Genomic DNA, 13,350 nt, shown 5'->3' with positions numbered 1-13,350 from the left:
GACGAATTCCAGGTTCCTTAAATTCATTAGCGATAGTTGGTAATAAAGTGATAAATGATAATTACTTTGTTAAATCGCAGAAGCCAGATTCCGTCAAAATTGCACAAATATTAATGAAACTAGATAATATAGATTGGCTTGCCACTAGAGATTTAAAATATTTGAAGGGTGCTTATGGTACAAAGATTTTAGTAAGTGATATTTTAAATTGTTTAAAGTAAAATAGTAGTAAGGTATTTCACAGTAAACTCAACTAATCTGATTAGTTGAGTTTTATGTTTTTATATAAAAAGCTACTAAAATATTTTAAAGAAGATGTGATGATTATGGGGAAAATCGCTATTTTAGCAGAGAAACCATCTCAAGCAAGAGCTTATGCAGAAGCTTTTAAAATTAAACAAAAAGAGAAAACATTTATTGAATTGGAACCTTGTTCTACTTTTCCCAAAGGTGCAGTAATTACCTGGGCAGTTGGTCATCTTGTTGAATTAAAGGAACCAAAAGAATATCAAAAGGAATGGGAGAAATGGTCGCTTGGATCATTACCTATCATTCCACAAAAATTTGAAGATAAAGTTGTCTCTAAAATGTATTCACAATTTAATGCTGTAAAAAAAATCTTTAGTGATCCGCAAGTAACAATGATTTATAACTGCTGCGATAGTGAACGTGAAGGTTCAAATATTTTCTACTCACTATTAAAAATGACGAAAGTAAATAAGCCTGTTAAACGATTATGGATCAATTCATTAGAGGTTGAGGAAATTCGAAAAGGTTTTAATAATATGCAAAGTAATGAGCGAGATCTACTCATGTACCAAGAAGCAAAAACACGTCAAATTAGCGATTGGTTAGTAGGTATGAACTGTAGTCGCCTATATACGCTACTTTTACAAAAAAAAGGCTTTAAGGGTAGTATCTCTATCGGACGTGTGCAATCGCCAACCGTATATTTAATTTATAAAAGACAACAGGAAATCGAACATTTCAAGCCTGAAAATTTTTATGAAATTGAAGGGATTTTTAAAGCACAAAATGGTGTATATAAAGGGAAGGCAAAGTTAAAAACAAAAGAGCGTGCAGAGGCTGTGCAATTATTGCAACAACATGGGGTTGAACCGATGGATACAGGTTTAATTACGAGTGTATCGAACAAAACGAAGCGTATTGCACCACCCAAACTACATGCCTTATCAACATTACAAGCAGCCGCTAATAAACGTTGGAAATACAGTCCGTCGCATGTGTTGAAACTTACGCAATCACTTTATGAGAAAAAGCTCGTTTCTTACCCACGTACCGATTCACAACTCATTACACATAACGAGTTTGCCTATTTAAATGAATCATTGGCAAAATATCAACAGCTTGTGGGAAAGTCATTTAATGCGATAAATCGAGGGAATAACAAACGCTACGTCGACAGTGCCAACGTTGGGGAGCACTATGCAATTATTCCTACGAAAAAAGTACCGACAGAAAAAGCGTTACAATCCATGAATGCTGATGAACGAAATATTTATTTCGAAATAGTCAATACGACACTCGCTATGTTCCACCAAGAATATGAATACGATGAAAAAACGATTTTAACGAATGTCAAAAATATAGAGTTTAAAACTGTAGGGAAAACAGAACTTGTAAAAGGTTGGAAAGAATTGTTTTCAATTGAAAAAGAGTTAAAGGAGCGGGAAGAGTCGTTACCTGTCGTTTTCCAAGATGAGATGGTACAAAGTAAGATTTCTATTCTAGAAGGTACGACCACGCCTCCTAAGCCTTATACAGAAGGGCAACTCATTACGATGATGAAAACATGCGGTAAATCAGTTGAGGATGAAGAGGAAATTGAGATGCTGAAATCGATTGAAGGTATTGGCACAGAAGCAACTCGGAGTGGCATTATAGAAACGATTAAGAAGCATGGATTTATTGAAGTACGAAAAAACATAGTGAGCATTACGCCTAAAGGGGCGCTTTTATGTCGATCAATTGAAGGGACATTACTTTCAAGCCCATCGATGACTGCAAAATGGGAAATTTACTTAAATAAAATTGGTCGTGGAGAAGGCTCTGCAAAACATTTTATTGAAAGCATAGGCAAGTTTGTTAATCAATTAATTTCAGAGGTGCCTAAACAGTTAGAGTCACTCACAATTGAAGCTGAGCAGTTTAAACCAGCTGCTGTGAGAGATATTGTGACGTGTCCGACATGTAAAGTAGGAAAAATAGGTTTGCGTAAAAGCTTTTACGGTTGCTCGAATTATAAAAATGGTTGTAAGCAAACGCTCCCAGAAAGGTTATTAGGGAAAAAACTAACTGAAAAGAACATTAATGATCTATGTAAGATTGGTAAAACAGCTGTGGTTAAAGGGTTTAAATCAAAGAATGGTAAACAATTTAACGCATCGCTCCGTTTGGTAGAAGGAAAAATTGAATTTGAGTTTAATGAAAAGTAAAAGCGGAAGAGATTAATGATCTATTCCGCAAAAAAACTTATTAATTGAATTCATCTTGTAGTTTTTGAAATTTTCTTTTTTCTTTGTTTCATCGGTGCTTCAGGTCTAAAATTACTCTCTAAATCAGAGTTAATATCCAAATTTTTTTTACTGAATTTATTCACCTTAGATTTTGGATTTTCTACAAGGTGAATAAATGAGCTTGAAACTACTAATTTGTTATAGAGCTGCTCGAAATGAGTAGCTCTATTTGTTTGTTTTTTTAATTCAAGTTCAAGTTCTCATATTTTTCAAGTAATTTATTGAATTTTGATTCCTTTTTCTTTAAATCGAGTAATTCAGAATAAGTGTCATATAGAATTTGCTAAAATGAAATTAATTCCATTTTTAATTGTTCTGGTTTTTGCTTGAATTTTTCATACATAATATCAATGTTTGGTAAGGCAATATCCTCAATATCATTTAAGGATCTACTTTTTATTACAGGACGATTCAGCTCAGCAATGTATTCCGGTATACGTCTGCTCCAGGTATTCCTACCAATCGAAGTATCTCTTTCAAGTAGGGAGGGTGTTAACTTGACTTGATTATTTCTAAACTTCACGTCTAATGCCATTAATTTTAATTCTTCATCAGTAAATTGACTTTTCCGTCCTCGATTATTAATGCTCATGCTTTCTTGCCTCTATTAACAAGGCTTCATTCATTAATTATACTGCTTCACGTATTTTTTTCTCTAATTCTTTTGAAGTGTCAGTAAGCCTAAAAGAGCTTCATAACGTCCCCATTTTATTAAGACAACCATCTGTTTGATCCTTGCTGAAACAGTGAAAGCGAACAGGTTAGATTTAAATCGATACATAGAAAATCTCTTCACGTAGTTGAAGAATATATTTTTCCATCAGGTCGGGGATATTTTAAATAAGTACATGCTCTTGTCAACTTATATTCAATCGGTCTGTGGAAAATAAATAGCTGTATATTTGATAATAAAATCAAAGATATATAGCTTATCGTCGTGCGTATCTAGAAGTTCTTTTTGTCGGGATTATAATTAAATAAAGCGTAAAAGGGATTCATAAATATTTTTAAATTTTTTGAACGAAATGAAGCATCGCTGAGTCTAATTAAGGAAGGAGGCGAAAAGGATGGAATATGAAATCGTAAAGCGTGCTGTTCGTGGGGATCACCAAGCGATACTTTCACTTATTGAAATGGATGAAGATATTTTATATCGTATGGCTTTTACATACCTGAAAAATGAACAAGACGCTTTAGACGTGATGCAGGACCTGGTTTACAAGGCACTGAAAAAAATGCATACCGTTAAACAGCACGAATATGCCAGAACATGGCTGGTGCGCGTCTTAATCAATTGTTGTAAAGACCATTTACGAAAACGTCAACCAACTATTTCAATTCAAGAACATCACCAAGTTGAATGGGTCATCTACTCTGATATGGAGCGGTTATTGGAACATTTATCCTTGTCGGAGCAGCAACTTGTCTATATGAAATATTTTCAGCAACTAAAAAACAAAGAAATTGCCGAGCTAAATCAAATTCCGGAGGGTACTGTAAAGTCTAAGCTTCATCACATACTAAAGAAGCTTAGAAATTTCGCTGGAGAAAAGGAGGACTGGCTATGAGTAAACTACCGATTGACGTTCCAAAGGAGAAACTTCAACAAGTTAGGATGGATATGTTTCGTAAAGTTCAACGAGAAAAAAGAGCAAAGAAGCGCATTGTTCCGGTTGCAGTAGCCTTTTTGCTTTGCTTAAGCCTTTTATTTTCAATTCGTGTTTCTCCTACGATTGCTAGCTATGTTGCAAAAATTCCTGGCTTTCAACAAATTGTATTAGCGGTTGTAAGAGATAAAGGGATAAAAGATATTGTGGACAATGGATACTATGAAGAAATCAATACGACGCAGTCTAAAAATGGTCTATCACTTACATTGCAAGGCGTGATTGCAGATAATTCGGGATTAGTACTTTACTATGACGCAGATGCCTCATTTGATATGTCGGATTTACACTTGGAGGAAGTTCATTTGTTTCAAGGGGACGAAGAAATTGAAGGGGGTTCATTTACCAGTCATCAATCACATCAAACACGCATCTCTTCTTCAGTAGAATATAATTTTTCAGAGCCTTTCGCTTATACTTCAAAGGATTTTAAAGCGGTTTTTCGTTTTTATGAAAAAGATAAGGGGAACATTGAAATGACGATACCGTTTTCACTACAAAACGAAATCGCAAAGGAAAAAATTGTTACTGCGAATCGTATTGTAGACGTCGGTGGTCAGAAATTTACGATTACACAAATTCGCCGTTCTCCACTAAGAACGGCAATCGATATCGAAATAGATGAAGCGAATACGATGCAAATTTTAGCGCTTGATGATATTGCGGTCGAGACGGAAAATGGGGAGCGAAGAGAAGGCATTAAATATGGCTTGTCATTACGTGGTGATATTCGCGACGGCAAATTCACGCTTAATTTACAAAGTAATTATTTCCAAGATTCAGATTCACTCAAAATACTAATTGGAGCTGTTCATGCCGTTCCAAAGGGCGAGGATTTTATCGAAGTTGATTTTGGCAAAAAAGAAGTACTCACGAAGCCCAAATATTTGGATTGGGATATTTCTGTAACGGAGCAAGGTGTATCAGTTGCTGCAAAGAAATGGGATGATAGAAGTCGACATTCGTTTCTAAATAGTGCTGTAAAAGCAGATGGCACGCCATTAGAATTTACAAGTGGCACGTACTCAGATGATGAGCAGTACCTATATGCGATGGAGAACTTTGAAAATTATAATGGCAAAGCAAAAATATATTTAAACTATTTCTTCAATCCTATTGGAAAAAATATTGAACTGAATATTCCACTGAAATAAAGTACAGGTGTTCAAAAAGGCTATCCTTTTTGAACATCTGTTTTTATATTTACATACTTGTTATTATCCCTGTGTTGTTTCTGCTAAATGAAGAGAGACTTAGTAAGTTTTTGGCGTTGATTTTAGAGGAAGAAATGTACTTAAACTAGCGTGTGCTTTAGTTAAAAAAGGGCTACCAAAAAATAATCAAACTTTATTCTAGACCAACAAATTAAGACTGAGAACAGGCAAAAATGTACATTGTTATTTTGTCATTTACAAGCATACTTTATTGTTGGATTTTTTACAGACAATATGGCAAACTAAATAAGATAAATCTGAACATGATCCATCTTTCACCTAAGGGCATAAGCATCTTACGAATAAATTTATTATGTATTGAGTTAGCTATGCCATGCTCCACCAGGGACACTAGATTATAAAAATTAAAGTTAGCACGCTAACTTATTGGAGGTAGAAAATTGAGCAAAATGAGATCAGTTGGATTAGAGTTGCGCACATTATCACTTCTAATGAGAAGACAACTGGATCAAGCCACATGTACTACACTAACTAAAAGAGATAACCTTACTGCCATGCACGGTTGGACTATTAGTTATCTTTGCAAAAACCAAGATAAAGATGTGTTTCAAAAAGATTTTGAACGAGAATTTTCTATTCGCAAATCAACAGCATCTAGAATACTAAAATCCATGGAAAGTAATGGATTGATTACAAGGCAAACTGTTCCTTATGATACAAGACTCAAAAAAATTGTCTTAACAGAAAATGCGCTGAAAATACATGATAGTATCATGACTCGTAGAGCGATGCTTGAACAAAAATTACTAACAGGTATCCCGGAAGAGAAACTTGAAGTTTTTTTTGAAGTGATGGATGCCATGAAAAAGAATCTGGAATCTTGATGAAGATGCTATTTTGAATTATTTTCACTATATAGTTAGCATGCTAACTAAATTGAGGAGGACTGCAAATATGTTGAAAATATTTAAATACTTAAAACCAAAGGAATGGACGCTAATCGTAGCGAGTATTGTGTTCATTGTAGGGCAAGTGTGGCTGGATTTGAAGTTGCCTGACTATATGTCCAAAATCACAACCCTTGTACAAACACAGGGCAGTAAAACGAGTGAGATATGGACTGCTGGAGGGAAGATGCTTTTATGTGCCCTTGGCAGTATGATTTTGGCAGTCATTGTGGGCTATTTTGCAGCAAGGGTAGCAACGTCTCTTTCAAAGGAATTGCGAAAAGGAGTATTTAACAAAACACTATCTTTCTCTATGGAGGAGATAAATGGTTTTTCAATCGCAAGCCTAATTACTCGTTCTACTAATGATATAACGCAAATACAGCAAACTGTTGCAATGGGTCTTCAAGTTATGATCAAGGCTCCTATCCTTGCAACATGGGCTATTTTGAAGATCATGGGGAAAAGTTGGGAGTGGTCAGCGGCAACAGGAGTAGCTGTCATTGTTTTACTTATTTTGATAGGTAACCTAATCATCTTTGTGCTACCGAAATTTAAAGTCGTTCAAAAACTGACAGATAATCTTAACCGAGTAACAAGAGAAGGTTTAACTGGTATTCGTGTTGTTCATGCTTATAACGCACAAGGGTATCAGGAAGAAAAATTTGAAAAAGTAAATAACGATTTAACTGATACAAATCTTTTTGTGAACCGCCTTATGGCCCTTATGCAACCGGGGATGGGTCTGATTATGTCAGGTTTAACTCTTTCAATCTATTGGATTGGAGCGCATTTAATTAATAATGCAGCGGGTATGGATAGAATTGGTAAGTTTAGTGATATGGTCGTATTTTCATCTTATGCAATGCAGGTAGTTATGGCATTTATGCTATTATCAATGACATTCATTTTGCTACCGAGAGCAGCAGTATCTGTAGCACGTATTAATGAAGTACTAAATACACCTCAGACAATTATTGATGGAGAAATACAATCGTCGCCTAAAGGAATCGAAGGTGAAATCGAATTGCGTAATGTTAGTTTTAAATATCCTGATGCAGAAGACTATGTTTTAAAGGATATTAGCTTTACAGCACATAAAGGCGAAACTGTTGCTTTTATCGGTTCTACGGGTAGTGGTAAGAGTACGCTAATTAATTTAATCCCAAGATTTTATGATGTTACTGAGGGAGAAGTATTAATCGACGGCATTAATGTGAAAGAATATGCACAAGAAGCTCTTTATAATAAGCTTGGCTACGTTTCTCAAAAAGCCGTATTATTTTCAGGTACGGTAAAATCTAATGTTGCCTACGGTAATAACGGCCAGAACCCATCAACAGATGAGGAGATCAAAAAAGCGGTGGAAATTGCCCAAGGGCAAGAGTTTGTGGAGAAAATGGAAGGCGAATATGAAGCGGCTATTGCCCAAGGTGGTACAAATCTTTCAGGGGGACAAAAACAACGTCTTTCTATTGCAAGAGCAGTGAATAGAAATCCAGAAATCTTTATTTTTGATGATTCGTTCTCTGCCCTAGATTATAAAACAGACCGACAACTTCGTTCTACTTTGAAAAAAGAGACGAAAGGTGCAACCTCTTTGATTGTGGCACAACGAATTGGAACGATTAAAGATGCTGATAAAATCATTGTTCTTGATGAAGGTAAAATCGTTGGTATGGGTAAACATAGTGAATTATTGAAAACTTGCAGCACTTATCAGGAAATTGCCTATTCGCAACTATCGAAGGAGGAGTTGGAAAATGAGTAATACACAAAGTAAGCCTCGAAAAGGTCCAGGTGGTCCAGGTGGTCCAGGTCATATGATGGCTCCTGGAGAAAAGCCAAAGAATTTTAAAAAGCCTATGGGAAAGTTGATTGCTTATTGTAAACCTTATTTACCAGCGATCATCTTTGCAATTGTTTTGGCAGTTGTAGGAACAATTTTCACGATCATAGGACCCAATAAGCTGAGTGAGATCACCGATTTGATAATGGATGGCATGTCTGGTGAGATTGATATTACTGCAATAGGCAAAATCGGTCTGTTACTTGCTATTTTGTATGGATTGAGCTTTGTATTCAATTATATTCAGGCGTTTATTATGGCTACGATTACGCAGAGAGTTTCCAAAAGGTTACGGACAGATATTTCGAACAAAATCGATAGATTACCATTGAAATACTTTGACTCTACAACCTACGGAGATGTGTTAAGTCGTGTCACGAATGATGTGGATATGATTGGACAGTCTCTAAACCAAAGTATTGGTTCGTTAGTGTCAGCGGGAGTTATGTTCTTTGGATCTTTAATTATGATGTTCTATATTAATGTTACGATGGCTCTTTCTGCCATTGCAGCAACTTTCATTGGATTTGTATTCATGACATTTATTATCTCCAAATCCCGAAAGTACTTCATACGCCAACAGCAGGACCTTGGTAGAATAAATGGCCATATTGAAGAAATTTATTCAGGGCATAGTGTTATGAAGGTTTATAATGGTGAAAAAGTAGCGAAGCAAGAATTTAATGAAATCAATGAAAGTCTATTTAATAGCGCTTGGCGTGCACAGTTTATGTCAGGTATGATGATGCCGCTCATGATCTTTATTGGAAATTTAGGTTATGTTGTTGTTTGTGTAGTAGGTGCTGCACTGACAGTGAAAGGTTCTATTACATTTGGTGTTATTGTTTCATTTATGGTTTATATCCGCCTATTTACACAGCCATTGTCTCAGTTAGCACAGGCAGCTACAAGTTTACAATCAACTGCCGCAGCAAGTGAACGTGTATTTGAGTTCTTACAGGAAGAGGAGCTTAAAGATGAAAGTGATAAGAAAGTCACTTTAGATGCTAAAGATGTTAACGGTAATGTAGAATTTAAAAACGTTAAGTTCGGATATACGAAAGAGAAACTTATTATTAAAGATTTTTCTGCTCATATTAAAGCCGGTCAAAAAGTGGCAATTGTTGGGCCTACTGGGGCTGGGAAAACAACGCTTGTTAATCTTCTAATGCGTTTCTATGAGGTAGACAGCGGGGAAATCATGATTGAGGATGTACCGACTAAGTCCATTACTCGTAAAAATGTTCATGACTTATTTTGCATGGTGCTGCAAGATACTTGGCTATTCGAAGGTACCATTAAGGAAAACATCATTTATAACAAAGAGCATGTAACCGATGAAGAAGTGGTTGCAGCTTGTAAGGCAGTAGGTTTGCACCACTTTATTAAAACGTTGCCGAAAGGTTATGATACAGTATTAAATGATAATACAAGTTTATCTGTAGGACAGAAACAGCTTATTACGATTGCAAGGGCAATGGTTAAAAAAGCACCGTTGCTTATTTTAGATGAAGCTACTAGCTCCGTTGACACGCGTACTGAAGCACTTATTCAAAAAGCAATGGATAAATTGATGGTTGGCAGAACATCATTTGTTATTGCCCATAGACTTTCAACAATTAAAAACGCCGATTTGATTTTAGTTATGAAAGACGGAGACATCATTGAAAGTGGTAATCATGAAGAGCTACTTGCAGAAAAAGGATTCTATGCGGATCTATATAATAGTCAGTTTGAAGATGCTTCTTGAAATTGAGTGCCGATAGACTTGCTAATGGCTACTTGGGAAGAGTGTAGCTTTGTAAAGAAGCTTGATCGTTTATAATAAAGCATTGATAAAAATCACCTCGTTAGATTGTCTAAGAGGTGATTTTTTATTGGATATATATGTTAATATTTATTTAAAGATTATGAAGAAATGTACTTAAACTAACGGTGCAGGTAAGTTCGAAATACCCCCTTGTTCTGATGAAAAAAGTTAATAATGTAGACCAACTGGAGGCAGATCATGAACGAGAACGAATTTTATGTTTATCATATCGTTACTAGAAAAAAAATGAGCACAGGACAGATAATTAATTTTGACAAGAACCAGAAGAATACCTTATATAGCTTCTTTTTTGAAACGGAACAATTGAACTCTAAAGGTGAAGACTTTATAAAGATTTTATATGGTCATTATACAAATGAGGGCTTGAACATTAGTAAAGAGAATGCCGAAGTAGCTATTAAGTATGTAGGACAAACAATCAGAGCTATTAGAGAAGTGGTAGTAGAAATGGTTAGGCTACAGGAACATCCTGAATATCCTTCAAGATTGTCTTGCTTATATGCTGCTAAAAGCTATGAAGACGCTTTGAAATGGAAAGAAATATTTGATTCATACAATCGTAATGTTTTGCAGATTGTTAAACTTCGAGTTATTGGGAATTATTTTGAAGGAGATGCAAACCTTTTACCAAAGGAGGATGGGGTTCCTTTCTCTCAAAAAATTGAACAAGCTAGAGAATATTGGAAGGGTAATGTTAGAAACGAACTTACTGAACTTTTGATAAACGGAAAAATTGAAGTGGTAGAAATTACTGATGATTTCTCATCTTAAATTCTGGAAAATCTTTAAAGGTATGAGTGCAGTGATTAGGGGTAGGGCACAGGAGGGGGAGTTAAGATGTTTTCACGGAAAACAGTAGGTATTCGTAGAGAAAATGCCATTGCGGAGTTAAAATCAATCTTAGTAGGCGGAGTTGAACAATGGCTTTTGATTCGAGGAGAAGATCAATCGCTACCTGTTCTGCTTTTTTTACATGGTGGACCTGGAACAAGTCAAATCGGCATTATTGCTGATTATCAGAAGGAATTAGAAAAACACTTTATCGTTGTGAATTGGGACCAAAGAGGTGCGGGATTGTCCTATTCAAAAAAAATTCCACAAGAATCCATGAAGGTTGATCGATTATTAGAAGATACGTTTGAGGTTACCAACTATCTTCGAGAAGAATTTCAACAGGATAAAATTTATCTGATTGGGCATTCATGGGGGACAATTTTAGGATTATGGGCTATCCATAGACATCCTGAATGGTATCACCATTATATCGGCGTCTCCCAAGTGATAAGTGTCCAAAAAACGGAGGAATTATCGTACCAATTAGTACTAGAAAAAGCGAAGGAACAAGAACACCAAAAAGCCATTACCCAGTTAAATGAAATGGGAAAGCCGCCATGGAGTAACATGAAAAATGATCGAATCCACCAAAAATATTTAGAATCCTTCCGGGGAGGCATCTCCCACGACGGAAAACTTATCTATACTTTAATCAAAAAAATGCTTAAAAGTAAGGAATATTCGCTATTTGATATTTTCCGTTTTGTGAAAGGCCAATTCTTTAGTATGAATAATCTAATTGATGAAATGAGAAGGATCGATTTAAGTGAAACCATTCAATCAGTTGAGGTGCCGATTACGCTGATGATGGGAAGACATGATTTAACAACGCCACCAGAAGCGGCTCGTGAATGGTTTGATTCCCTCCAGGCAAAAAATAAAACATGGCTTTGGTTTGAAAATTCTGCTCATTCCCCATTATTTGAAGAGAATCAAAGATTTGTTGATATTATCTCGAAATTATGAAAAGATAAGCAGAAGTCACATTTGGTAATATAACCCATTTCGGTAATGGAATTGGGTTGCATAGGCAGTTCTTTTTCTCTCATGAAAGAACGTAACTTTTCTGTTATATAGCGCTTGTTTTGTGCTAAATGGACGGCTAACGGGTAACCGGTTTCTAATATCGATTGAAACACATATTCATATAAAAGGAGGAAACGGCAAGTTGAAACTGATTTGTAAAGCATGTAATTTAGAAATTTCTGAACCATTATCGGAATTAAAAGACCTGAATTTGATTAATGAAAATGATGGTCAAGATTATATTCCTAGAGGCTTTTATTTAATTCAAGAGGAAACAGCTTACGAACTAGTAAAAGGTTCTATCATTATCAACATAAAGGATTTAATCAATTCAAACCGCCATTCAAATGGCAGTAGATTAAATGGTTGTTGTGGTCTTGACGGCTGTGATGGAATGAACAGGGTTTGCTTGAATGACCACGAAATTGGTACAGAATACTCTGATTGTTGGAGGTTTCATAAAGTTGTATTAAATCCAGAGTTAGTACAACTTATTTAAGATTTACACTTATACCTCATGCTGACCTAAGCATAAAGCCGATTCCGAACGCAATTATGCAGAATCGCGAAAACCTAAAGTTTGTGAAGTCTTAATGCTAATGAGCATATACTTTAATAACGAAGATGGTTTTTTTGTTCAGTTTAATGGAAGCTTGTTTAGCAAAGAGGGTGCACTACTATGTCTCTGGTGCTCCATTTTTATTAGATTAAAAGATGGAGGCGAACAATTGTATGTCCAATGATGATGAAGTTTTATTAGATAAAGAAAAACGAAATGATTTAAAAGTGAAAGAAGAAAGGAAAGAAGGAGAACCGACTCCAGCCTTCAAAGGGGCTTCGTGGGCAGCGCTTTTAGTAGGAGTTGCGTCTTATCTTATAGGTTTGTTTAACGCAACTATGCAATTGAACGAAAAGGGATATTACTTTGCAGTTTTAGTATTCGGACTTTATTCGGCGATATCATTACAAAAAGCAGTTAGAGATAAGGATGAGGGAATACCAGTTACTAGTATTTATTATGGTATTAGCTGGTTTGCACTTATTGTATCTATTGCATTAATGGCCATCGGTTTATACAATGCAGGAAGTATTGTTTTAAGCGAAAAAGGATTTTTTAGTATGGCATTTGTTCTTAGTTTATTTGCAGCTATAACGGTTCAAAAGAATATAAGAGATACACAGAGAGCAAGAGAAAAAGATTGAGTTATGAAGCATACTGCAAGGGACTTCCTTGGCTCGTTAAGGGTTTAATAACGACTAAAAGATACAAATTTTAAATCAAGCTGCCGAAGTCAAAGGCAGTTTTTCTTATTGAAGAGCAGGATTGAACAGATTATTTGAAAATAAAGAAAAGCCGACGTTTTTTTAAAATAATGTGGTACCCAAGTAAAGGACAAACTAAAAAAAGAGATTAAGCAGCTAAGAGATGGTTTCTGTATTGTACAGGAGCCATCCTTTTTAGATTCCATTGATAACGATAATTA

General features: G+C 35.5%; 12 protein-coding genes. 10 read left to right on the top strand and 2 right to left on the bottom strand.

The window, feature by feature from the left end; genetic code table 11:
- Nucleotides 1-326 precede the first annotated feature (326 nt).
- Nucleotides 327-2,456, top strand: a complete 2,130-nt coding sequence (gene topB / locus ACQKMV_RS11320; RefSeq protein ID WP_427504269.1) for a DNA topoisomerase III — start codon at nt 327-329, stop codon at nt 2,454-2,456.
- Nucleotides 2,457-2,820: 364 nt separating this feature from the next.
- Here topB and ACQKMV_RS11315 read toward each other — a convergent pair whose 3' ends face one another.
- The gene (locus tag ACQKMV_RS11315; protein WP_427503982.1) at nt 2,821-3,129 is read right to left on the bottom strand and encodes a hypothetical protein; all 309 of its coding nucleotides are present in this window, start codon (nt 3,127-3,129) and stop codon (nt 2,821-2,823) included.
- Nucleotides 3,130-3,604: 475 nt separating this feature from the next.
- Between ACQKMV_RS11315 and ACQKMV_RS11310 the strand changes: the two genes are divergently transcribed.
- The 9 genes from ACQKMV_RS11310 to yiaA all read left to right on the top strand — a co-directional run bounded on the left by ACQKMV_RS11310 (nt 3,605) and on the right by yiaA (nt 13,069).
- A complete protein-coding gene (locus ACQKMV_RS11310; protein ID WP_427503981.1) occupies nt 3,605-4,105 on the top strand; it encodes a sigma-70 family RNA polymerase sigma factor in 501 nt (166 codons plus the stop codon).
- Nucleotides 4,102-5,358, top strand: coding sequence for a DUF4179 domain-containing protein (locus tag ACQKMV_RS11305; RefSeq protein ID WP_427503980.1), 1,257 nt, complete (start codon nt 4,102-4,104; stop codon nt 5,356-5,358). Before ACQKMV_RS11310 ends, ACQKMV_RS11305 begins: the two co-directional genes overlap by 4 nt.
- Nucleotides 5,359-5,828: 470 nt before the next feature.
- Nucleotides 5,829-6,263, top strand: a complete 435-nt coding sequence (locus ACQKMV_RS11300; RefSeq protein ID WP_427504268.1) for a MarR family winged helix-turn-helix transcriptional regulator — start codon at nt 5,829-5,831, stop codon at nt 6,261-6,263.
- Nucleotides 6,264-6,333: 70 nt separating this feature from the next.
- The gene (locus ACQKMV_RS11295; protein ID WP_427503979.1) at nt 6,334-8,097 is read left to right on the top strand and encodes an ABC transporter ATP-binding protein; all 1,764 of its coding nucleotides are present in this window, start codon (nt 6,334-6,336) and stop codon (nt 8,095-8,097) included.
- Nucleotides 8,090-9,925, top strand: coding sequence for an ABC transporter ATP-binding protein (locus ACQKMV_RS11290; protein ID WP_427503978.1), 1,836 nt, complete (start codon nt 8,090-8,092; stop codon nt 9,923-9,925). The genes ACQKMV_RS11295 and ACQKMV_RS11290 overlap by 8 nt, the downstream gene beginning before the upstream one ends.
- 258 nt (nt 9,926-10,183) lie before the next feature.
- On the top strand, nt 10,184-10,777 hold the full coding sequence (locus ACQKMV_RS11285; protein ID WP_427503977.1) for a DUF2441 domain-containing protein: 594 nt from the start codon (nt 10,184-10,186) through the stop codon (nt 10,775-10,777).
- Between the two features lie 66 nt (nt 10,778-10,843).
- Nucleotides 10,844-11,806 (top strand): alpha/beta fold hydrolase, encoded by a 963-nt coding sequence (locus ACQKMV_RS11280; protein WP_427503976.1) that lies wholly within the window; start codon nt 10,844-10,846, stop codon nt 11,804-11,806.
- 202 nt (nt 11,807-12,008) lie between these two features.
- Nucleotides 12,009-12,365, top strand: a complete 357-nt coding sequence (locus ACQKMV_RS11275) for a hypothetical protein (protein ID WP_427503974.1) — start codon at nt 12,009-12,011, stop codon at nt 12,363-12,365.
- Nucleotides 12,366-12,598: 233 nt separating this feature from the next.
- Nucleotides 12,599-13,069: an inner membrane protein YiaA gene (gene yiaA, locus ACQKMV_RS11270; protein ID WP_427503973.1), complete on the top strand. Its 471-nt coding sequence runs from the start codon at nt 12,599-12,601 to the stop codon at nt 13,067-13,069.
- 208 nt (nt 13,070-13,277) lie between these two features.
- Here the strand turns inward: yiaA and ACQKMV_RS11265 are convergent.
- Nucleotides 13,278-13,350 (bottom strand): IS3 family transposase (locus ACQKMV_RS11265; RefSeq protein ID WP_427504267.1); only part of this gene is annotated, 73 nt, incomplete at its 5' end.

Source organism: Lysinibacillus sp. NPDC094403 (assembly GCF_050278745.1).
Taxonomy (GTDB): domain Bacteria; phylum Bacillota; class Bacilli; order Bacillales_A; family Planococcaceae; genus Lysinibacillus.
Note: the sequence above shows the minus strand (reverse complement) of the source record. Positions and strands in the feature narration are given on the sequence as shown.